Raw genomic sequence first — 23,140 nt, forward strand, 5'->3', positions numbered from 1 at the left:
TCAATTCCTCGACTTTATTGTGCACGTGCACTATGCGGACATCACCGGATTTTACTTTTGAAATTCAATATCTCGGATTTTAAATGCCATGAGAATCGCTAATTTGTTTTCCTCCACTGCAATATCCATTCCAATAATACTGCCGATCTTATTGAGTTTATACATGATGGTGTTCCGGTGTACATATTCATGTGCCGCCGTTTCTTTTACATTACAATCGTGCATCAAATAGTAATATAACGTATCGGTTAAATTGGCATTGTGCATGGCATCGTGTGTCTCCAGCGCTCCCAATACTTCATTATAATAATCCTGCAGAAGGGCCGGGTTGTTCCCCTCGAGCAGGAGCTTGTAGATTCCCAGTTCTTCATAGAAAAAGATATGCTTTCCTTTTTTGCACGCCAGATGCACGATCGTATGTGCCTGCGCATAGCTGCAGGAAAGTTCCGTAATATGGGAAACCGCCGCGCCGATGCTGATGCAGACCTTTTTCACCCGGCTGGTCAGATAGGCATACAATTCCTCCGTAATCCGCCGTTCTGCTTCATAGGATGCCTCCGTCAATACGACGACCAGATCATCATGATAAGAAAACACGATAACATGATTATTCCACATTTTCAGCAGCGCCATAATGGCATCTTGATCATATTCCCGCGACTTTGACCAGATAATGGCTGCCCGAAATCGTCCCGCCGCGCTGAATCCTTGATTTTCCAAGGACAAGCAGATGGATTTTCCTTGTTCCGGCATGATCAGTATCTGCTGCAATAAGTTCAAAATACTCAGCCGCTGCTTTTCTTCGTTAATGATAAACCGGCATAAATACCGGGTAATATCAACAAGGTGCACACTCCAGGGCAGTACGAATAAGGGAAACGCATGTTCATCACAATAGCGCACCGCCTCCTGCGGCACCTTTTTGATATACGGTCCTATATTGAAAACGACACCGGCTCCGCCATGCAGATGCAGCTGCCGGACAAAATCAACCAGCCAGGCTTCGCCCTTGTTCATAACCCCTGTCGTAAATACCAGTTCGCCGCCGTGAAGAAAAAAAGCCGAATCGGGACTTTCCAGCATGTGTATCCATTCGACAGGATGATCCACCCCGCTTTTGCCGCCTATGAGCTCCATGCGATAAAGATGCGAGCTCTTTTCATATAAATACTCAATGGAAACTCCCATAATTACCTCCTATATACGGAAAGAGCCCTCGATAACTACAAACGGCATCGAAGGCTCTGGTTCCTGTCACTATTTATTCTGCTACCGGTTTTACGAGTCCATCCGACTGATAGACAATATCAAACGCGAGATTGTCATTTACTTTGCCGATATAACTGTTAAGCCAAGCATGATGATTGGTATCATCCATTTTTATCTTCCCTGCAGGCGTATCGATTTCCAGCCCTGCCGCTGCCTTGATGATATCAGCCGCACTCTTGGAATCAGCCTTGGCGATCGCCGCCGCCAGCATATATACACCATGGTACGCCCCTTCAGCCTGATTGGTTACGGTCGTATCGGTGCCGAATTTTTCCTGATACTTCTTGATAAAATCTTTATTAGCCGGCGTATCGATCGTATTGAAATAATCAAAGGACGAATAGGTCCCGATAGCCGCTGCACCGATTCCCTTCAAGGTCGCTTCGCTGGTAGAAATGGAGCAGATAGGCACCTTTTTAGGATCCATGCCGTACTGGCTGTATTGCTTGTAGAACGGAACTGCCGCATTGCCGGCTACCACCGAGAAGACAACATCCGGTTTTGCTTCCTTGATCTTGTTGATCATCGAAGAAAAGTCCGTCTGCGTCGTCGGTACATATTCTTCTCCTACAACAACACCGCCGTTATCTTGGACGAGCTTCTTGGCAATGGCGATGCTCTTCTTGGGAAATTCATAATCCGTACCCGCAAAGAATACCCGTTTCCCGAGATTCTTCATCATCCAAGGTACAAAGGCATCGATCTGCTGACTCGGCACGCTGTTGGTATACAGCACATTAGGCGACGGCTTTTCCCCTTCATAATACGTATTGTACACCAGCAGCGAGTCATTCTGTTCCACTGTCGGAATAACCGCCAGCCGCGTCGCCGACGAATTGGTCCCGACGATCGCACAAACTCCGTCTTTCAGGATGAGCTCCTGGGCCTTCTGTGCCGCCATCGTCGGATCCGAACCGTAATCCATGTAGATCGCATCTATCTTTTTGCCGTTTATGCCGCCTTTTGCGTTAATTTCGTCGATCGCCATTTTGGCAGCATTCTGCATCGGTGTTTCATTAATGGAAAAGGCCCCCGTCGTTGAGTACAGCACCCCGATTTTCACACTGTCACCCAATCCCTTTTCCGCGGTTTTCGTCTCTCCGCCGCAGCCGCTAAGCGCCGCACAGCATACCATTGCCGACACTCCCAATACCAATAGTTTTTTTAACTTTTTCATGTACTGTTCCCCCTATATATATAATTCCTATCTATCGTCAATCGGATACCCGATGTTATTTTCCAGTCAGTTCTGTATACATAGCAGCATAACAAGCCGGCCGGAAATCTGCTTCCTTTCGTCCCTCCTTCGGTACATACAAACTCCGTGATGCCAATGTCAAATCGATAACGGCGCTGTACATTTCTGATTCCGGAGCCGCCGGATCATCAAACGTCCGTCCGGCATAATAATGAACCTCGCCATACGTCCGTGACGGCCCCATGATACTGCTGCCGCCCAGAAAATCAGTAACCAGATCCACTCCGCCTAAATTGGCCGTAGCAATATATATATCTTCGCGCAATACAGACGCCTCCAGCGTAGTTCTGGCACGATTCGGATTACGCGATTTGGCAAAAGCCGTCGCATTGATATACAAGCGGCACCCCTTCGCCGCATAATATCGTATTAACTCCGGAAAACTGTACGCGTCATAGCAAATACTGCACCCAATAGGTCCCCAAGGCGTAGGCAGCAGCAGCGGTGTATCTCCATGTGCCGCCCAATTGGGTTCCTGCAGGGGCAGATGCATTTTTTTATACGAAACGATTGTCCCCTCCGGCGAACAAGCCGCCAGAGAATTATACACCCGGCCCTCATACATCTCGGGCATGCCGAACAAAACATAGATACCATGAGCTTTCGCCGCCTGTGCCACCGCCTCCGATGCCGGACCAGGAATCGTCTCGGCCAGCCGTGTCTGCATTTTCAAAGCGGCCGGTACCTGTCCTTCATCGTCATACCCGGTCAAGCTCATTTCAGAAAACACGATCAAATCGCTTCCCTGTCGTGCCGCATGCTCTATATATCCCAGCATGCGCTGCAGATTTTCTTCTTTCTTTCCCCATTGTGCCTGAAACGTCACAACGGATATGCCTATAATATCTAACATGAGTATCGTTCCTTTCCCTATATGTTTACGACGGTATCAGCCAGCCGCAAAAAAGCACGGATCGCCTGTTTTAAAACAGGCAGCGGTGTATCTTCTTCCTTGCAGTGGGACAAGCCGTTATGGGACATGGCAAACATCATAACAGAGGGTACGACCTTGGAAATTTCGACTGCATCGTGAAGAGGTCCGGAATACATCGTCGCAGCCTCGCCCGTTTCAGCTTCTACAGCCTGTTGACACAATGCCGTTAAGGACGCATCAAATACTGTCGGCGGCGTATACCATATTTCTTCAAAGGAAACAGTGACGCCATTGTCTGCAGCTGCTTGTTCAGCTGCCTGTTTCGCTTCTGCCACCATGATATCCAAGGTCGCACCCTCAATGGAACGCTGATCCAAAGAAATAATGCAGCGTCCCGGAAAAATAGTAACCACATCCGGTTCTACCGCCACCTTGCCGACGGTGCAGTACCCTTCGTGCCGTATTCCTATCTCGCGGAAGGCCAGCGATGCTTGAGCGGCCGCCAAAAACGCATCGTGCCGCATAGCAATCGGGGAACCGGAATGGGACTGTTGTCCGGTAAAGGTAAGGTACTGGCGGTAACACCCTGTCACCCCGTATACACAGGCCACAGACTTATGCGCCTGTTCCAGCACCGGTGCCTGTTCAATATGCAGTTCCAGATACGCCGCAATCGGCTTTTCCAAAAATTCCGCCCTTGCCTTGCTGAAATCTTCTGCCTGCAGTCCGTAACGCTGCAAGGCTTCCTGGAATCGTACTCCCTCATTATCCGTAAGATTCTTTGCCTTTTCGGCAGTAAACATGCCGCTGATCGCTGCCGATCCCATGCAGCTTTGACTGAACCGGGCACCTTCTTCATCTGCCCAGCAGACGATATAGATCGTCTTTTTAGGTTTTACCCCATGTATTCCATACCGCTTGCCGATCCCCATACCGGCAACAACGCCCAGCGCACCATCCAGCCAGCCGCCGTCAGGAACACTATCCAGATGGCTGCCGATGATGACCGCCTCCTCCGTCTCTCCGGCAAACTTCGCCCACACATTATGCGCCGAATCCACGGTAACGGTTGCTCCTTCGGCTGTCATTTTTTCCTTGAACCATGTTTCCGCAGTATCCCACACCGGCGTCCAAGCTACACGCTGTGCGCCTTTTTCATCAGACGTCAGGGCTGCCAGTTCCTGCAGGTCGGCAATAACGCCTGCCGCCGTATATTCTATATCCATGCTATATTCCCCTCACTCTTACACACTTAAATACGCAATGCTGACTTCATCTGTCAATTTTTCTATCGGACCGGATTCGACAATAGTCCCTTTTTGAATAATCAGGAATTTGTTTCCCAGTTTTCGTGCAAACTTTAAATTCTGTTCGACCACGATGAGCGGAATATGCTTTTCCTCGTGATACCGCGTCAAAATATGAGAAATATGAGACACGATATTCGGCTGGATGCCTTCTGTCGGTTCGTCCAGCATCAATACGGCCGGTTCACTGATAAACGCTCTGGCAATCGCCAGCTGCTGCTGCTGTCCGCCGGACAGGACCCCGCCCTTGCGCTTCATGTGCTCTGTCAAAATGGGAAAATACTCGAGTACCTCCGCCAATTTATTTTTAAAATCGACCGGGTGCGACATGGCCCCGATCTGAAGATTTTCTTCTACTGTCAAATCGGGAAATATTTCCCGTCCCTGCGGCACATACGCTATGCCGCTGCGGGAGCGCTTCGATGCGGAATAGGTTGTAATATCCGTATCCTTGAATGTCAGCGTTCCTTTGATCGGCAAAATCCCCATAATGCCCTTGAGCAAGGTCGTTTTGCCTACGCCGTTGCGGCCCAAAATGATCAATTTATCGTCTGCGTTCACAGTGAAGGAAACATGCGATACGATAGGTCCCGCTCCATAACTGACAGATACATCTGCTGCCTGCATCATACGCTTTCTGCCTCCTCTTCCTCCGTATCATCCGTTTTTAAATATACGCGGATGACCTCTGCATTATGCGAAACTTCTTCATACGTGCCTTCCGCCAGTATTTCTCCCTGGTTCAGCACCGTTACGGTCTTGGCGATCTGCTTGATAAAATCCATATCATGCTCCACGACGATGACCGTCTTATCCTTCATGACCGACTTGATCATTTCCCCTGTTTTAAAGGTCTCATCATCCGTCATGCCCGCCGCCGGTTCGTCGAGCGTGATAATCGCCGGATTCTGTGCCAGAATCATGCCCATCTCCAGCCACTGCCGCTGTCCGTGAGATAAGAAACGCGGCAGCATATCCCGCTGTTCCGTCAAATTGATCTGGCTCAGTATTTCCTCCAGCCGGACATCTACTGCCCGCGTCCGGCGGTACGTAAACGCCTGCCATAAACTCGTATGTCCGGAAAGGGCTACCTCCAGATTTTCATACACGCTCATTTCATCAAACACATTCGGTCCCTGAAATTTACGTCCGATCCCATAGGTATTGGAAATATCATAGGACTCCTTGCCGGCGATATTGACACCGTTCAGCAGTATCTCTCCCTGCGTCGGCTTTGTCTTTCCCGTGATCATATCGATAATAGTCGTTTTACCGGCCCCGTTCGGCCCGATAATGACTCGTGTTTCCCCTTTTTCGATTCCCAAACTTACATCATGCACGGCCAAAAAGCCATTAAAATCAACGGTCAAATGCTTTAATTCCAAATACATCGCCTACACCTCTACTTTCCGCGCAGGAGGAACCGGATCTGACCCGGGATTTGCATGCTGCCTGCCGTGAATGCGCCGCATATACTGCCAATCGATCAAACTGCCTATCAGGCCTTTGGGCAGAACCATAACGATAAGGATCAAGCCGACACCCAGAACGACCTGCCACATGCCGCCGAAATATCCGGATAAAATGTTTTGCAGAAAACTGACCAATAAGGCTCCGGCCATCGCTCCCGTCAGGTTTCCCCTGCCGCCTACGGCCAGCCAGATGATGATCATCGTAGAAAAGGCGACTCCTGAATTTTCGATCGACACAAAGGAGGACATCGGTACGTACAAAAGTCCTGCAAAGCCTGCAATGGCCGCTGAAATAGTGAAGATAGCGATCTTAAAAACCGCCGGATTATACCCTAAAAACTGTACCCGCATTTCATTATCGCGGATAGAATGGATGATTTTGCCAAACCGGCTGTGATTGAGCCATACGCAGAACATATAAATAATCACCAGAGAGGCGAACGCAATATAATACCAATCAAAAATCGAAATTTTGCTGCCGAACAGCCGCAGCGTCATAAGGCCTGTCGGGATGCCGTTGACACCGCTGGCTCCGCCCGTATAAATCTGCTGATCTGTAATAAACAGTTCAAAAAGTGCTACAAAAGCCAAGGTAATAATACTGTAAAAAACGCCTTTTATTTTGCTCGTAAATACAAAATACCCGAGGATCAGCGCGACCAGTCCGGGAATCACGATGCAAAGGAGCGCGGCGACGGCCGGACTTTGAAGCGGTACATATAACCAAGGCAGTTCCGTAAGTCCGCCGAAGGACATAAACGCCGGCAACCCTTTTTGTATCGCCATGGAAATCCCGAAAATGTAACTGCCTAAACCGAAGAAAATGGCAAAGCCCAGATTCATAAGTCCCGTACTGCCCCAGAGAATATCCAGCCCCAGAGCCAGTATAGTATAGGTAATGTACTTACCGAATATCTGCACGCTGTACCGCGAGGAAAGCAGCGGCAATATCAACAGTCCGATAAAAATAAACAACGCGATATATTTATCAATCGTCATATTTTCCAATATCGATTTTATGTTTTTCATGTCGTCCTCTCCCTCCTAGCGCTTATCCTTGTTGAAGAACAAGCCCTGCGGCCTGAACCGGATAACTCCGATGATTACGATAAAAATCAAAAGCTTCGCCGTGATTTCACTCATGTATCCGGCCATGACCGTAGACGATTCACTGACTACAAAGGAGCCCATAAAACTGCCGAAAATAGAATTCAGGCCGCCCAGTACGACTACCATGAAGCTATCGACGACATAGGTAACTCCCATATCCGGCGTAACGCTCTTGACCGGTGCGATCAGCGCTCCGGCCAGACCCGCCAGTGCACAGCCGTAGCTGAAGGTCAGATTATCAATGCGGGCAGAATTAACACCCAGGCATTGCACCATCGTACGATTCTGGACATTGGCCCGGAGCTGCATCCCGAATTTTGTTTTGATCAACAGCAGCAGCGTTCCGGCCAAAACGATGACAGAAACAACGAGCAGCACCACATTATAAACCGGCACGACAATAGATCCGAAATGCAAGGTCGTATCAATGGGAAGCGCCATCAGCTGATCCTCCGGCCCGAAAATAGTGCGGACAAGCTGCTGGAAAATATAACTTAAGGCAAACGTCCCCAGCAGTGTTTCCGCCACCTTGCCGTACAGCCGCTGAATGATAAATCGTTCTACGACCGATCCGATAAGAGCCGTAAACAACGCCGCGATCAATACTGCCACGACAAACGGCAGATGCAGCGTATTGACACATACCACGGCACTATAGGCACCAAACATGATAAATTCCCCATGGGCCATATTGACGACATCCAGCAATCCAAAAATAACGACCAATCCGACGGCCACCAAAAACAGAATAGATGTATTGGTTAACCCGTTAATAACTTGCGATGCAAGCAATCCCATCTTGACTCCTCCTTATATACATGAATTCCTCCAGGACCTCCTGCCATGCAAAAAAAAGTGTTCATTCCACCCCTTGCAAAGAGGCAGAAGAACACCATTGTCCTGTACAGATTAAAGTAATAAAAAAAGCAAAGAAACTATTTCAAGCTTCTTTGCTTGAAAATAGTATACTAAATAAAATTATTACGTGCAACATCAATTATTTTTAATTTTATTAGTATAAATAGCCAATAAATCAAAAAAACACAAAGGCAGCCTATATGAAAACACGCCCTTGTGTGTATGCCTATGGTTTAATGTACATGGTATAGTATATCCACTTCATCGTATAAATTCCATCAGTAAATCATACAATATTTTCGCTATATTTTGTATAGTTGCACAACGCACGGCTCCTGCGCCGGCCCCCAGCCGGCAGATGGCACCACATTCGAGCCTCAGCATATGCACAAAATGCAGTAAAAAACCAGACGGCCCCTAAAAAATCACTCGCCATATTGCAATGACATGATCGTCAACAATACTAAACTGAAATAAATGAATACGATGTAGTATATTTCAAATTTATACTCTTCCAGTATGCCTTTCATCATATCCTATCTCCCCCTCAATACCGTTTCCCTTCCACCTGTACCCGGACACATTCCCCCACAATGACACAGCGTGCTCCTTTCCCTGCAATAAAAAAAACGACGGCATCCATGTAAAGATAACGCCGTCGTTATGTGCTATTTTTTATTTTTATTAAGTATAACATCATCATGCGCACGAAACAATTGTGTAACAGCAATAAAATTGCCCTTCCGTTTTGTGCATATGCCCAATTGCGGACACCGCAATTCTCCGTGTCCCGTTTTTGTCTGACAGCGCCATTAATACAGCCATTTCACACTGGCCATGGCAAAGGTATCATGATCGGTGCTGCTCGTATAGTTAGCATGTTCTACCCGTGCCGCTCCGATCGTGCCGTTCAGATAGACATTGGCACGCAGTTTCCGCTGTCCCGTAATGCCGATTTCATCGACCGTGGGATGCTGGGCCGTTCCCCGATCCATATCCGTCCGCATGACATAGACGCCGATAGTCCCTTCCCGGCGAAAATGCCGCGTAAGACCCACATAATATTTGCGGGCATTGGTTCCCATGGCATCGCCTATGATATCGCCGCGGTACGTCCAGCCGTTCTGGAACTTACTGTGGATATACCAGCTGTTATTTGTATTTACGATTTCAGCCGTCATATCCCAGCTGCCATCCTTGGTAAGCTGCGGCAGGTAGACGCCTGCCCGATATGCAATATCCGAAGGCAGATATCCGGCCTGATCCTCTCCGTACAACTCTCCGTACAACTGCACGCCGGGAAAGCGCAGCCGGAAATCCACCCCGGCAATATCATCCCACCGGTCCTTCCGATTATCATCGTTGCGTCCGTATATCCAGTGTCCCCAGTCGGAGGCATTCAAGCCGTTGCCGTTGCCGCCAAGCATGGATATCCGTTCCAACCCCACGGTAACATACGATGTCGGCGTAATATCGACACGCATACCGAGCAGTCCGGCATCATCATACTCCGTCCGGCCGTACGCTGCCGCCCGATCCGATCGGTCGCTCTCCAGTTTTCCGTAAAACAGATGAACGTCGGCCTGTCCGAGAAAACGGAAAAACCCACCGACCTGCTGCGGTTCCATAAAATGGGCCTGCAAAGTCGTCAAAGGACTCATCGTATTGCTGAGAGCCAGCGTGCCCGTGGCTCCCTGTCCCCATCGCATAGCCTGACGGCCGGCTTCAAATGCCCAGATACCGCTGCGCGTTTTGATATATCCTTCCTCCAAACTCATGCTGAGATGATTATTCTTGTCGTAGCTCACCCGCGGGCGGATATAGACTGCCGTTTCATGCCCGATCATGCCGGAGGCTTCAAAGGAAGCAATCGCATTGCCATCCGCCCCGTACTGGTATCCGTTGCGATTTGTCCCAAACGGCTGCCAACTGCCGTGGACTCCGGAAGGATAGCGGTACGAAGACGCATCGCCGCCTTGATAAGCCAGCGCCGCCGTCACGGAATACAGCCGTACCCCGTCATAGGTACGATGTCCCTGCAGCGTCGCCAGTTCGGGAGCAAACTCCGTCTCCATAGCTTGCAGCACATCCTGCAAATAGCCGGGCATCGGCTTTTTCTTCGCCGTTTTTTCCGCCTCCTGCACCCACTTGGCCATTTCCATGCGGCTGTACGGTCTGGCACCATTCGGCAGGGAGGTAATATATCCCATGCCGCTTAACTTGTCTACATACGAATAATACACACTGTCCGCCGAAACATTTGCCGTCACAACCGGAGCCGCCGCCATTCCTACTGCCGGCAGCGCCGCCAGACACACACTCATACCAAAACGCAACACCTTATTCATCATACATCGTCTCTCCCATACATCCCAAATCAATGTCTCATATGATAAAAATCTATATAACGACAGTCTTTCCGTCACCGTTCCTGAAAAATAAGCAGAATATCCGTTTCTCTTTCAGGAACAACGGCACTTCGGGCTGCTTTATCCCGCCGATCACAGGTTCGGAATATCGGCGGGCAATACATTTCTCATTTTATGTGTATCTATGCTCGTGCCGGATACTTGTTCTATCGTCGTATTGCTTCCGCCGTTTTCCACTAATTTATAATACTTGCCGTCCGTATCTTCAAAATACGAAGTTCCTCCCAGATATGCCTGCAAGCTGTTGCCGCCGCCCCGTGCGCTCATTCCCACTTTATATTCTTTATTTCCCTTACCGCCGTCGTTGATGAACCAGTATACCCGATAGTCCTTGGTCGGATCATTGCTCCCGTTCCTCGTCTGATAGGTCAGCGTGGTCTGATGCCATACGTTTCCCTGTGAATCCGTAACGGTGATTCCCGTATCGTAATCCGTTTTCTGTCCGTTCACAATAGAATGTAAATGGGTAGAGGCCGCACTGTACAGTGAGCTGATGTTTTGGCCTATATTTCCCGAATAATATTCACTGACTCCCAAGAGTGCGACAAATAGCAGAATTATGCCATATTCAGTTATACCTTGCCCTTTTTTATTGAGTATTGGGTGTAAAAACATGTAAATAGGTTCCTTATCTGCACGTAACGTATCATTGTAACTAAGCGATTCGTTTCCCCTTGTCGATCAGCTGCGGTCATATGCCGTAACATTCCGGTAATATGGCTGCCGCTGAATCGTACTTGTATTGCCGGTGAATACGGTCAGCTGTGTATCCGCATTGCCGTAATCTGTAATTTGATAATAGTACTCCCCCGATTTAAAAACCGTTGTCCTGCCGCCATCCTCTTCGATACGGACATGCGCATCATTGCCGCCTTGTATCGGACTGCCGTAATAGGTGTAACGCTGTCCCTCATGATATAAGGTATAGACCTTCTGCCCATACCGGCTCTCATACCAATATACGGTATAGGCAGTATCCTTGCCCACGGTCAAATTGGTCTTATGCCCCGTCACCGGCTTGATTCCCAATGGATCACTCTCCATAATAGTAAAGGTTTCGCCTGTATCAAATACATCTCCGACTCCCAAAATGGACTGCAGTTTTTCCGTAATAGCCGAATATATTCTGTGTTCGGAGCCTTTCAGCTGGTACACCGTATATATCCCGGTCCCGATAGACAAGACAATCAGCAAAATAAGGCCGTACTCTACCAATCCCTGTCCCTTGCGATTTATAAAAATGACGATGGGCACCCCCCTTTATGCAGCACCCACAGGGTACTGTCTCCTCCCGGATACGATCCCGCCATCCCCCCGACCGCAGGGACAGCAACGATTGCTTATTTAAAATATTCGGCATCCTGTACCAGACTCCTGCTGCTGTTGCATTGCAAAATGAATATTGGAAAAATAAAAGTGCAAATCTTAACAAGTTCTTGACAAGTTCTTCATATCCTCTGTATATGCCCTTTGTATACTAAAGGCATATCAAAGAAAAGGAGTGCATATCCTATGATAATGACACATTATATGGAACTATTAGCAATGAATCAGCCATGGAACTTAATCCTGTTCATGGTCATCCCCGTCGGAATGGCGGAGGCCCTCGTAGCAACAGAATTTTTTACACTGTATTGGGGAGAAAGCAAAAACAAGTACTGGCGTCTGTGGAATAAATATATCGGAATGATATTAGGAGTATACTTCCTTATCGTATTCCTTTATTTAGCGCGTATCGTCGTGCCCTCTCTGACTTGGCGCGGATGGATCGATCAGGTCGCGGTATATGCCTACATGCTGGGTGTAGTCCCCTTATTTTCCATCACCCTTATGGAATGGGGTCTCCTCGGCTCCGGCCGCAGCGAACATAAGCGCCTCAAAATACATGCGGTACTGTTGATCGCATTTCTCGTCGTCAGCCATATTGCCATGATTTTCGGCATGGTAAATCCCACCTTGGGCGGCTGGCAGGAACCCCTGCCTGCCGGATACAGGCAGATGGACCATTCCCAAATGAACCATGACAGGAACCGCCCCTAGCAGCCTATCCGCCGGGAACAGCCTTTTCACGCTGTCCCCGGCACTGTTGTACCGGAAAATAAATACGCCGCAGCGCTTGAAGTATCTATCCCGGACAGTGTATAGTAAAGAAAAGAGACAGGAGGGATCGCGATGCTGCAACATTCTATTTTGATCGTAGATGATGATGTCAAACTGATTCAGGTACTGCGTACCTATTTCGAACGGGAACAATTCGTCGTATATACAGCCTTTGACGGCCGGAGCGCGTTAGCTCTGCTGCGGCGCTATGAACCGCAGATCATGATTCTGGATCTGATGATGCCCGATATGGACGGCTTTGAGGTTTGCCGCCGTGTCCGGCAGAACAACGATCTTCCTATTTTGTTTTTGACCGCCAAAGATGATGAAACCGATCGGCTCGTAGGCTTGAATATCGGCGCTGATGACTACCTGACGAAACCGTTCAATATCAAAGAACTCGTGGCCCTGGTATATGCACGGCTGCGCCGCGTCCGCGGCGAAATCGTGCAGGCGTCGACGCATTACGTCATCGGTGATCTGCACATTGACAAGGAAAAATATACCGTATACCGCGGTACGGAGCCCATCCTGCTGACCCCGACGGAATTCAATATGCTGGAAGTGCTCTCGTCTTCCCCGGACCGGGTGTACAGCCGCCTGCAGCTCATGGAAAAAGCCCAAGGCGGTTACAGTTTCGAAGGCTATGAGCGAACCATCGACACCCATATCCGCAATCTGCGGAAAAAACTGGAACGGGATCCCGCCCACCCTGAATATATTCTAACGGTATACGGTATCGGATACAAATTTTCCGGAGGCAGCCATGCGTAAATATAACAGCATTGTCTATCGCTTGACAGGAATGTCGTTTATTCTTCTCATCTCGACGATCGGGATCCTGCTGTTCCTTGTCAATCTGCAAATGGACCAGCATTTTTCCGAATACCTGCAGTATAACGGTGCGGCACTGACGCTGCCCTACTCGGCACACGGAACGCCGGAACAGCACTTTATGGCCTCCGTCCATCACTCTCTTATCTGGGTAGGCGCTGCCATCTTGACGATCAGCCTGTTCATCAGCTATTTGACAGCCCGCAGCATTACAAAACCGTTATGCACGCTCAATGAAGCTGCCCAAACGCTGAAAGAAGGAACCTACGGAAAAACCGTGGCGATTACGAGGCAGGATGAAGTCGGCATGCTGGCCGACACGATCAACGCCATGTCCCTGCAGCTGCACCAAAACGACCAGATGCGGCATCACCTTTTTACCAATATTGCTCACGAGCTCCGGACGCCGCTGGCTATTATACAAGGAAATCTGGAGGGCATGATCGATGATGTGATTCCGGTCAACAAAACCATGCTCCTGTCAATGGAGGAGGAAGTACTGCGGGTCAATCGTCTGGTACAAGATCTGCGTGATTTATCCTTGGCGGAAATCAACGAATTGGAACTGCACAAAGAGGATACGGACATCAATGCCATGCTATCCCGTGCCGTCAATATGCTGCAGCCCCTGATCGATGAAAAAAATCTATCCGTGCAGCTGGATTTGCTGAAAAACGGCTGTACCGCCTATATCGACAAAGACCGGATCAATCAGGTACTATATAATATCATCAGCAACGCGATCCGCTATATTCCGGAAAAAAGCAGTATTTGTATTGTCACGGACCGGGTCGAAAAGGAAAAAGTTCCCTATATCAGCATACGGATCACCGATACGGGCCCCGGCATCGCCCCGGAGGATATCCCCTATATCTTTCAATATTTTTACCGCGGCGAAAAATCGCGGAACCGCAAAAGCGGCGGCTCCGGCATCGGATTGGCACTAGCCCGGCAATTTGTCCTCAGTCACGGCGGCACCATTGCGGCAACAAGTCACCCCGGGAAAGGCACTTCCTTTTCCATACTCCTGCCGGCAGGGCCTGCCTGATCCCATTTTTTACCGACAACATAACACACCGCCTCCTTCCGCAGTGCAGTCGCAGATGGAAGCGGTGTGTTTTTTGCGGAATTCGGCGTTTATCGGTGTATGTGCGCCAGTTTCCGATACAAGACAGATCGTGAAATATGCAGCAGCTGTGCCGCTTTCGTTTTATTTCCCTCCGCCTGTTCCAAAGCCTGTAAAATCAATTCTCGTTCATTCTCCTTAAGAGATAAGGGCGCCTGCTGCGCCGTCTCCCCTGCTGCATAGGTACACTCCCAGGGCCGGAAAGGTATCTTATTGACATCGATCACGGGTTCATCATTCCAGCAAATAGCCTGTTCCAAAATATTTTCCAACTCCCGTACATTTCCCGGCCAGGAATAACTCTTCAGCAAGTCCAGTGAAGTTCGCGTCACGCCCTGGGCATTAGAACCGATCCGCACATTGATCCGATGGATCAGCCCCGGCACCAGCATATCCAGATCCTCCAGCCGCTGCCGCAGCGGCGGCATGTTGATCTCCAGGACATTGATGCGATAAAACAAATCCCGGCGGAATTTTTTCTCCTCCACCAATTGCCGCAGATCCGTATTCGTAGACGCCATCACCCGGACATCCAACGGAATCGGCATCGTCGCTCCGATACGCCATACGTTCCGTTCCTGCAGGACACGCAGTAATTTGACCTGCATATCCATCGGCATATCTCCGATTTCATCCAGCAAAATAGAACCGCCGTTGGCAAGTTCAAATTTCCCCGGATTGCCGCCTTTTTTAGCCCCCGTAAAGGACCCGTCAACATAGCCGAACAACTCTGATTCCAGCAGATTTTCCGGGATAGCCCCGCAGTTCACGCTGATAAACGGCGATTCCCGGCGCACCGAACGCGTGTGGATCGCCTGCGCAATAATTTCCTTGCCCGTCCCGCTTTCCCCGGTGATCAGCAGGGTGGAATTGGTCCGTGATGCTTTTCTTGCCAATTTCTTGACATACAACATCTGCGGCGTCTCTCCGATAATATCCATGCACGTATATAATTTTGTGCAGGCTCCGGCCATGACGTTGACGTTTTGGTGGGACAGTTTGCTGACAATTTCCTTGGCAACCATTTGATCCGGAAAAATCGTCTTGACCACTGCGCCGACTACTTGATGTTTATTGCGAAGGGGAAATCGGGCAACCAAAAAACTCTTATCTTTGATTTTCAGCGTTTCACCCCAAATCGAGTAGCCCTGTTCGATGGTTTCATTCAACCGGCAATGGGGAATCACATCGACGACTTTTTTCCCGATAATATCTTGGCGTTTGCAGTCCAGCGCTTTTAGAAAAAAATCATTGACAAACGAAATGCACCCATCCAGATCGATTGCTAAAATGCCCTCGAACGGCGTGTCGGCAATCGCATTCAAATATACGTTATTAAAAAACGTCTCCGGCATTTTTACAGGCAGTGTCATGGGGCTCCCTCCTTTTCTATCGTTGCATATATGGTATATATACTATTATATCATGTAATGCCGTTTATGTGAGGAGGCGGCATTGCAAAATATCCATTGTATTCAATTGTATCTTGTATATTTCGTATGCGCGGCTGTCCAAAAAATATGCCACTATGCAGTATAGTGGCATATTTCCGGAAACAAGCAGCGTTATGTTGTCGTGCGTATATCCTTGGCGATCGTCATGCCGACCACCATTTTCAAAACCTCGGAGGCTCCGACTCCGATATCCAGAAGCCGGGCATCTCGGGCATACCGCTCTACATCATTGTATTTCATATATCCATGGCCGCCGTATATTTGCAGCGCCTGATGGCAGATATCCGTGATGACACGGCTTACAAATAATTTCGCTGTCGACGCCTCCAGCGAGTATTCCGCCTGTGTATCGCGCTTCTCCGCGGCAGCACGTACCATGTGTTCCGCGGCTTGGATCTGTACATACATATCGGCTATTTTTTCCTGAATCGCAAACAACGATACTAAGGGCTTGCCGAAAACCACGCGTGTATTGGCATACGATACAGCATCCTGCAAGGCGGCCTCGGCAATTCCCAATCCCATGGCCGCCATCCCCAGCCGACCGCTTACCAATCCGTACATCGCAATTTTAAACCCGCCGTTGACCGGACCGATCCGCTGGTCGTCCCGTATCAGGCAATGGTCAAAGTGCAATGCCGTCGTACGCGAACTACGGCAGCCAAGCTTTTCCTCCGAGGGACCGACCGTAAACCCCGGTGTCCCTTTTTCCACCAAAAACAGGCTGATTCCTTTGGCCCCCAATTCCGGCGCCGTTTTAGCCGCTATGATATATACCTCCGCCAACCCGCCGTTGGTGGCAAAGAACTTCGCTCCGTCAAGCTGCCAGCCGCCGTCCCGGGCTGTCGCCGTCGTCGTAATGGCAGCGGCATCCGAACCGGCCTGTACTTCACTGATCGTATAAGTCGCGATTTTTTCACCGCGTATCAGCCCCGGCAGATAGGTTTGTTTTTGTTGCTCCGTCCCAAACTGCCGCAGCACATCGACTGCCATCCACTGCACGATCAAGGTAAGTGCCACACCGGCACTGGCTTTGGCCAATAAGGTCAGCACCGCATAGGCCGTCAAAAAGGAATACCCCCTGCCGCCGTACTGCGGATCATAGGAACTGCCGAATAGGCCGCAGGTTCTCATTTCCGGAAGAAGTTCTTTCGGAAATCGGCTGTCCCGGTCCAATTCTCTGGCTTTAGGCTGCAGCTGATGCCGGCAGAATGCACGGACTTGCTGTAAAAACTCTTCTTCATGGGCCGCTATAGCAATCATCATAGGCTCCTTTCCTTATACCTTCATTTCACAGAAATCATCGGCAACGACAAAATCAGCAGCTGTAGAAGCGCGTATTTCCTCCAGCGTGATTCCCGGTGCATGTTCACGAAGGATCAAACAATGATTGCCGACAGAAAATACAGCTTTATCCGTAACGATCGTTTTCACGCAATGCTTGCCCGTCAGCGGCAAGGTACATTTTTTCAGTACTTTCGATTCGCCGCTTTTATCGGTATGCATCAAGCAGGCAACCACGTCTTTGGTCCCATAGCAAAGTTCCATGGCACCGCCCGGTCCGGGCCACCATTTACCGTTCCGTTTCACGGCCCAATTGGCAATATTTCCCTCCTGATCGACCTCCAGCGCACCTAACACGGTAATATCCAAAACACCGGCACGCATAGCCCCCAAAGAGGTCGGCAGATCCATAACCGCCGCTCCGGGCATCAAGGTTACCGGTTCGGAACCGGCATTGGTAATATCTGCTTTAGCCTCCTTTGCTGACGGACGCGGACCTACGCCGAACAAACCGTTTTCGGCATGAAACATGACCGTAACGCCCTCCGGCAAGTAATTTGATGCTTGTGTCGGCATACCAAACCCTAAATTGACTAATTGGCCGTTCTTAAATTCCTGGGCCACGCGTTTTGCAATCAAAACTCTCGGATTCATTGAAATTCCCTCCTCTTATTCTTCTACCAATTTGCCCGTACGCAGCCAATGCTGACGATAGATTTCATCATGTTCTGCCAGACTCAGCCCCTTGACGACAGCTTGAACAAAGGGTGCCGCCGTTCCGACCCGGTCCGGTGAAATCGTCCCGACAGGAACAATTTCTTCTACTTCCGCTACGGTATAATCACAAGCCATGGCGACAATAGGATTGCAGTTGACTCCCGTATACCGATACTCTAAATTACCGGCTTCATCGGCACGCCATGCTTTAATCAATCCGAACGGTGCCCGCAATGCGGCTTCTACAAAGCAGGGAATTCCATTGATCTCTATCACTTCCTTGGGTTCCTCCAAATCAGCAAACAATCCCGGTTCATCCAAAATCCCTACGCCGACAGGAACCAATACGCCGCCTAATCCGACAGCTCCGGCACGTACTTTTTCCGCCCAAGTGCCCATGGGGTAAAACTGTTCTACCTTAATATTTCCTTTTAGATATTCTTCCGTTGATTCCTGCGTCGTACCGACATGAGAAGAAATCAATTCCTTGACCCGTCCGTTTTTATACAACATGGCACGGCCAAAACCATCCAGTCCCGGTTCATTCGTAAGCAATGTAATATCCGTGATCCCATGTTCGATCAGCCAGTCGATGCAGCACGTAGGCTCCCCGGCGCCCACAAATCCCCCCATCATGATTCTCGCATCTGTTTTAGGGATACATCCTAATGCTTCATCCATAGACCGTACCTTATTACCGAACTTTGACATGATATCTACCTCCTTTTATTTGTATACCGTTCTTGCCCGAGCATACATTTATATGCAATATACATGCCAAATAAAAGTCTCCGCAAAAAAGCCTATATTCTGCGGTCTCCCCATTATTTTTAATCATGCAGGCAAAAAAAAACGTCCCCCAACAAGACAACTCGTCCCAAATAGGGACAGTCATCCGGGAGACGTTCCGTCAACACGATCACATAGCGGCAGCGGGCATAGACGCTCCGTTCCGAACACGGACATCACAATATACATGTTTTGCTGCCATTCCGGCAGGTTCCCAAGGACGCCGCAAAGAAAACACCACCGTTTCCTTCCCGCGCACTCCTTCTTTAGCCTGTAAAATAAATACGGTCCGCACCGGTCCTCCTGTAAGTCCGTTCGCATGCATCACCGGTGCCTCCGTGTGGTATTTCACCTCCAGCAGCTGCAATGCCGTATTATCGATAACCCAGTCATACCCCGTTCCTCCGGCAGCCAACAGTTCTACCCGCAGACACTCTCCCGGCGTTATTTCGACTCCGACCGTCGTCGTATCCCTCTCATCGATGCGGACAGTCACTCCCACGGGAAGCTCCCGATACGCCATCCCCTCGGCAGCCGCCGTTGTGGGTGCCGCCACCCACATCACGACTCCGCAAATACCAATCATCAATCCCCATTGGATCCGTTTCCATATACGCATACCCAATTGCCTCCTTCGCTACCACGCCGCTTCCGCAAGCGGGCTAGACAGCGTGCCGCTGTATCCGGTCGATCCGATTCCTGTTCCGGCAAAGAACGGGCACGCTCCTTACTACTGAAAGTAATTCGGCATCGCCTGCGGATTTCCTGCCACCCAAACTAAGCAATCCTATGATCGGAAACGAACCAGCCTGCAAAAGCCCGGAACATAGGCACTGTATCCCACCTTCTGGCAAAAGATAAAGGATATGCCTTATTTAGTAATAGAAAGATAACAGATTATAGCATAATCTTGTAACGCAAGTAGATAAAAATGTGTTATAAAATAACCTATTTTATGACAAAACGCAACAAAGACAATAATCATCGTCCTTGTTGCGTTTTTTAAAATTCATTACAATAAATACATAGAAGCTATTACCATCACTCATAGCACTTAGAAAGGAGTTTACCCCACATGGAGTTTACTACAACGTCAGATATCATGCAAAAAGCCGCCCGCATCATCATGGAAAGTGTCCCGGGAAAACAAATCACGCTGGCACACGTCATCGCCAGTCCCGATCCTATATTGTACCGCAAGCTGGGATTAGATCCGAATATCGATTACCATAATGCAGCGATCGGTATCTTATGCCAGACCCCGTATGAAACCGCTATCATCACCGCCGATATCGCATTGAAATCCGCCTCCATTACGCTTGGATTTGTGGATCGTTTCAGCGGAACGCTGGTTGTGACCGGCTCTATTTCCGATGTTACCATTGCCTGGGAAAAAGTACTGGAGTATGCGTCCCAAGTTCTCTGCTTCGAAGTGTGTCCCATCACCAAGGCATAAAAAATCTTCCCGTCATAAGAAAGGAGGTCCCGAATGAAGAAGATCATGCTGGTAGGACGTACCGGATCCGGCAAGACTACATTAACGCAGGCACTAAAAGGTTCCCGAATTACCTATCATAAAACCCAATACATACTACACGGAGATGTAGTCATTGACACCCCCGGCGAATACTGTGAAAATACAGCGCTGGGCCGGGCTCTTATCGTCTATTCCCATGAAGCGGATATCGTCGGTCTATTGGTAAATGCGGCAGAAGCGTATACCCTCTATAGTCCGAATATCGTCTCTCTTGCCACACGCGAAGTAATCGGCATCGTTACCCATATCCACGACGCCTATGCCAATCTGCCGCAGGTTTCCCTCTGGCTTGAACTCACGGGATGCAAAAAGATTTTTTATGTTGATTCCATCACCGGGGAAGGGATTCCGGAACTGCTCACATACCTGAAAGAGGAGAACGACAAGCTTCCCTGGGATGAAAAATACGCAAAAGAAGTAGCAGAAGCAAAACAGGCAGTACCATATAAATAATAGGCATCTAATTTAAAGGAGGTATTCAAATGTTTCCGTACATATGTGAATTTGTAGGTATGTTTATGTTAATTCTTCTCGGCAACGGCGTTGTCGCCAACGTCACGCTGAACAAATCAAACTTTAAAGGCGGCGGTCTTTGCATGATAACCTGTGCCTGGGGCCTTGCCGTTATGATCCCTGTATATATTTTCGGGCCCTTTTCCGGCGGTCATTTTAACCCTGCCGTAACCATCGGCCTCGCCGTCGGCGGTCTATTCCCTTGGAGTATGGTTCCCGGATATCTGATCGCTCAATTCTCCGGCGCATTTGTCGGTGCCGCACTCGTTTCTATTCTCTTCCGTGATCAATTCAATGCAACCGAAGGCGATCCCAACGCCAAATTAGGCATCTTCTGCACCCAGCCGGCGGTCCGCAATATTCCGCTGAACTCGCTGAGCGAATTTGTCGGTACCTTTGTCCTTTTATTCTCTATTATGGGCATTTCCAACGCCGCTGGACTGCACCCGGCTCAGGGCATGGGACTTGCCGTCGGCATGGGAAATCTGTACATCTTCGGCATCATCGTTGCCGTCGGCCAATCACTCGGTGGTCTTACGGGATATGCCATCAACCCCGCTCGTGACTGGGGCCCTCGCCTGGCATACACCGTAATGCCGATCCACGGCAAAGGCTGTGCCCACTGGGCAGACTACGCCTTAGTTCCTATGATAGCTCCTATCTTGGGCGGCTCCTTCGGCGTATTGCTCTATGAACTTATTTTCAGCATGGCCAGATAAAATATACTATCCGATAATCGAGTAGGAGGTCACCCATTAGTTGAGTGACCGACCTCTCACACCACCCCGTACGTACCGTTCGGTATACGGCGGTTCAATTGTTTGCGTGCTGTTTTCGTAATCGCTCGTATTGGCTTGGAAAATCATAATATCCGGCCAATGCGAGCTTTTCGTTTGTAATAGAACATGTTACTATAGGGCTTCCGGCTATAGCTTGTTGCGCACTCCGGTTCGGACGGTACCCATAGCTGCCGTCAGCGAATAGTGGTTCGTATATCAGTTGCAACGTTCACCCAAAAACGACCACGTTGAAGCCCTTCTGCTTCTGCGTGGTCGTCTTTTGGTGCGTCCTCCTATTCCTTGAAAAAGGTGTGCTGTTTTCTCCCGTCAAGAGAGCCCGGGCAGCACCTATAAGTCGGATGTATCTCAACAGTCCCCTCCCTGACAGGGGTTATTGCAGACTGCTGTAAATTTCATCCAAGTTTTCTTTCATCCGGTCGAGATAGGAGGCACCGCCTTCACTGGCTTCCATCGTGTGTATCTGCTTGACCGAGGCGCCTACTTCGTCAGCCAGGGTTTGTGAGGTTTTCGGGCTGACCATGTCTTCGACAAAAATAGTTTTTACATGGTGCTGGCGGCAATATTCCGTCAGACGGACCAACTGCTGCGTACTCGGTTCTCCATCGGCAAATACAGATTCAATGCTGTTTTGCTGCAGTCCCATATCACGGCACAGGTAGGCAAACGCGGCATGTCCCGTGACAAATTGCTTGTTTGGCAAGGCTTGGAATTTACGGGCATATTCCTCCTCCACCTGCTGCAGCTGTGCCGTATATTCCGTTGCATTCGCTTGGTAGAAGTCCGCATTGTCAGGATCCGCTTTTGCCAGTGCCTCGGCAATATTTTTCACTTCGATCTGCGCATTTTCGAGGCTCAGCCAGGAATGCGGATCATATTGGCCATGTTCCTGTATTTCCTCTGTATCGGTCAGCGGAATCGGCTTAATTCCCTTAGATGCTTCCACCACGATCAAGTTTTTATTTCCGGCGGTTTGCACCGCTTTTTCTACCCAAGGTTCCATCCCCAGGCCGTTGTATACAAACAAGCGGGCCGTCCCCAATTGTTTTAATGTTTTTATCGTAGGTTCAAATCCATGCGGTTCGGTTCCATCCGGAATCATATTGACGATTTCGACTTTGTCTTTGCCTACAGCCTGTACAAATTCCCGCATCGCATCAAACGTGACCGCTACCTTCACTTTGGAAGAAGAAGTTTCTTCTGCCGTTTTACCCGGACTGCAGGCAGTCAGCAGCCCGACGGCCAGCAGTGCACTGATAGCCAGTACTATCCATTTTCTCATTACCAGGTACCTCCCTTGCATTAGTTGCAAATAATTTGCATTCGCAATATAGAAGATATCATAGCATGAAATTACGTAGCCGTCAACCCGCTTCCCCCTTTATGTGCGGGATGTCTCCCTCTCGAAACGC

The 23,140-nt window shown here is 49.3% G+C and carries 24 protein-coding genes; 6 read left to right on the forward strand and 18 right to left on the reverse strand.

Annotated elements, in window-relative coordinates; all coding sequences use genetic code 11:
• Positions 1–51: 51 nt before the first annotated feature.
• The 11 genes from BLR11_RS03365 to BLR11_RS03415 all read right to left on the reverse strand — a co-directional run bounded on the left by BLR11_RS03365 (position 52) and on the right by BLR11_RS03415 (position 11,831).
• On the reverse strand, positions 52–1,188 hold the full coding sequence (locus tag BLR11_RS03365; RefSeq protein ID WP_091648189.1) for a PucR family transcriptional regulator: 1,137 nt from the start codon (positions 1,186–1,188) through the stop codon (positions 52–54).
• A gap of 73 nt (positions 1,189–1,261) precedes the next feature.
• Positions 1,262–2,446 (reverse strand): transporter substrate-binding domain-containing protein, encoded by a 1,185-nt coding sequence (locus BLR11_RS03370; protein WP_091648191.1) that lies wholly within the window; start codon positions 2,444–2,446, stop codon positions 1,262–1,264.
• Positions 2,447–2,501: 55 nt separating this feature from the next.
• The gene (locus BLR11_RS03375) at positions 2,502–3,380 is read right to left on the reverse strand and encodes a carbon-nitrogen hydrolase family protein (protein ID WP_091648193.1); all 879 of its coding nucleotides are present in this window, start codon (positions 3,378–3,380) and stop codon (positions 2,502–2,504) included.
• Positions 3,381–3,397: 17 nt separating this feature from the next.
• Positions 3,398–4,627, reverse strand: a complete 1,230-nt coding sequence (locus tag BLR11_RS03380) for a Zn-dependent hydrolase (protein WP_091648195.1) — start codon at positions 4,625–4,627, stop codon at positions 3,398–3,400.
• Between the two features lie 18 nt (positions 4,628–4,645).
• The gene (locus BLR11_RS03385; RefSeq protein ID WP_091648197.1) at positions 4,646–5,338 is read right to left on the reverse strand and encodes an ATP-binding cassette domain-containing protein; all 693 of its coding nucleotides are present in this window, start codon (positions 5,336–5,338) and stop codon (positions 4,646–4,648) included.
• Positions 5,335–6,099 (reverse strand): urea ABC transporter ATP-binding protein UrtD, encoded by a 765-nt coding sequence (urtD, locus tag BLR11_RS03390; protein ID WP_091648199.1) that lies wholly within the window; start codon positions 6,097–6,099, stop codon positions 5,335–5,337. Before urtD ends, BLR11_RS03385 begins: the two co-directional genes overlap by 4 nt.
• Before the next feature lie 3 nt (positions 6,100–6,102).
• Entirely contained in the window at positions 6,103–7,209 is a 1,107-nt protein-coding gene (locus tag BLR11_RS03395) for an ABC transporter permease subunit (protein WP_091648201.1), read from the reverse strand.
• 15 nt (positions 7,210–7,224) lie between these two features.
• Positions 7,225–8,088, reverse strand: coding sequence for an urea ABC transporter permease subunit UrtB (urtB, locus tag BLR11_RS03400; RefSeq protein WP_091648202.1), 864 nt, complete (start codon positions 8,086–8,088; stop codon positions 7,225–7,227).
• Between the two features lie 872 nt (positions 8,089–8,960).
• A complete protein-coding gene (locus BLR11_RS03405; RefSeq protein ID WP_091648204.1) occupies positions 8,961–10,499 on the reverse strand; it encodes a capsule assembly Wzi family protein in 1,539 nt (512 codons plus the stop codon).
• Between the two features lie 150 nt (positions 10,500–10,649).
• Positions 10,650–11,192 (reverse strand): hypothetical protein, encoded by a 543-nt coding sequence (locus BLR11_RS03410; RefSeq protein ID WP_091648205.1) that lies wholly within the window; start codon positions 11,190–11,192, stop codon positions 10,650–10,652.
• Positions 11,193–11,258: 66 nt separating this feature from the next.
• Entirely contained in the window at positions 11,259–11,831 is a 573-nt protein-coding gene (locus BLR11_RS03415) for a hypothetical protein (RefSeq protein WP_091648207.1), read from the reverse strand.
• Between the two features lie 258 nt (positions 11,832–12,089).
• Between BLR11_RS03415 and BLR11_RS03420 the strand changes: the two genes are divergently transcribed.
• From BLR11_RS03420 to BLR11_RS03430, 3 genes are all read left to right on the forward strand, one after another.
• Positions 12,090–12,617: a DUF6803 family protein gene (locus tag BLR11_RS03420; RefSeq protein WP_091648208.1), complete on the forward strand. Its 528-nt coding sequence runs from the start codon at positions 12,090–12,092 to the stop codon at positions 12,615–12,617.
• A gap of 132 nt (positions 12,618–12,749) precedes the next feature.
• Complete coding sequence (locus tag BLR11_RS03425) at positions 12,750–13,451, forward strand: response regulator transcription factor (RefSeq protein ID WP_091648210.1); 702 nt, start codon at positions 12,750–12,752, stop codon at positions 13,449–13,451.
• A complete protein-coding gene (locus BLR11_RS03430) occupies positions 13,444–14,559 on the forward strand; it encodes a sensor histidine kinase (RefSeq protein ID WP_091648212.1) in 1,116 nt (371 codons plus the stop codon). The genes BLR11_RS03425 and BLR11_RS03430 overlap by 8 nt, the downstream gene beginning before the upstream one ends.
• An 89-nt stretch (positions 14,560–14,648) precedes the next feature.
• On the opposite strand, the gene BLR11_RS03435 is transcribed toward BLR11_RS03430, so the two are convergent.
• The 6 genes from BLR11_RS03435 to BLR11_RS14570 form a co-directional block, all read right to left on the reverse strand.
• A complete protein-coding gene (locus tag BLR11_RS03435; protein WP_091648213.1) occupies positions 14,649–16,010 on the reverse strand; it encodes a sigma-54 interaction domain-containing protein in 1,362 nt (453 codons plus the stop codon).
• Between the two features lie 192 nt (positions 16,011–16,202).
• Entirely contained in the window at positions 16,203–17,357 is a 1,155-nt protein-coding gene (locus tag BLR11_RS03440) for an acyl-CoA dehydrogenase family protein (RefSeq protein WP_091648215.1), read from the reverse strand.
• Between the two features lie 12 nt (positions 17,358–17,369).
• Positions 17,370–18,029, reverse strand: a complete 660-nt coding sequence (locus BLR11_RS03445) for a 3-oxoacid CoA-transferase subunit B (protein WP_091648216.1) — start codon at positions 18,027–18,029, stop codon at positions 17,370–17,372.
• A 15-nt stretch (positions 18,030–18,044) separates the two neighbouring features.
• Entirely contained in the window at positions 18,045–18,803 is a 759-nt protein-coding gene (locus BLR11_RS03450; protein WP_091648218.1) for a CoA transferase subunit A, read from the reverse strand.
• Positions 18,804–19,011: 208 nt separating this feature from the next.
• Positions 19,012–19,500 (reverse strand): protease inhibitor I42 family protein, encoded by a 489-nt coding sequence (locus tag BLR11_RS03455; protein WP_091648220.1) that lies wholly within the window; start codon positions 19,498–19,500, stop codon positions 19,012–19,014.
• Positions 19,467–19,592, reverse strand: a complete 126-nt coding sequence (locus BLR11_RS14570) for a hypothetical protein (protein ID WP_281240839.1) — start codon at positions 19,590–19,592, stop codon at positions 19,467–19,469. Before BLR11_RS14570 ends, BLR11_RS03455 begins: the two co-directional genes overlap by 34 nt.
• A gap of 415 nt (positions 19,593–20,007) precedes the next feature.
• On the opposite strand from BLR11_RS14570, the gene BLR11_RS03460 reads away from it, so the two are divergent.
• The 3 genes from BLR11_RS03460 to BLR11_RS03470 are packed head-to-tail and all read left to right on the forward strand — an operon-like array spanning position 20,008 to position 21,650.
• On the forward strand, positions 20,008–20,337 hold the full coding sequence (locus BLR11_RS03460; protein WP_245675068.1) for a BMC domain-containing protein: 330 nt from the start codon (positions 20,008–20,010) through the stop codon (positions 20,335–20,337).
• Between the two features lie 45 nt (positions 20,338–20,382).
• A complete protein-coding gene (locus BLR11_RS03465) occupies positions 20,383–20,871 on the forward strand; it encodes a EutP/PduV family microcompartment system protein (RefSeq protein WP_245675069.1) in 489 nt (162 codons plus the stop codon).
• Positions 20,872–20,900: 29 nt separating this feature from the next.
• Complete coding sequence (locus BLR11_RS03470) at positions 20,901–21,650, forward strand: MIP/aquaporin family protein (RefSeq protein WP_091648223.1); 750 nt, start codon at positions 20,901–20,903, stop codon at positions 21,648–21,650.
• Positions 21,651–22,101: 451 nt separating this feature from the next.
• Here the strand turns inward: BLR11_RS03470 and BLR11_RS03475 are convergent, their stop codons facing one another.
• Positions 22,102–23,010: a metal ABC transporter substrate-binding protein gene (locus BLR11_RS03475; RefSeq protein WP_091648224.1), complete on the reverse strand. Its 909-nt coding sequence runs from the start codon at positions 23,008–23,010 to the stop codon at positions 22,102–22,104.
• Positions 23,011–23,140 lie beyond the last annotated feature (130 nt).

The organism is Megasphaera paucivorans, assembly GCF_900103535.1.
GTDB lineage: Bacteria > Bacillota > Negativicutes > Veillonellales > Megasphaeraceae > Megasphaera_A > Megasphaera_A paucivorans.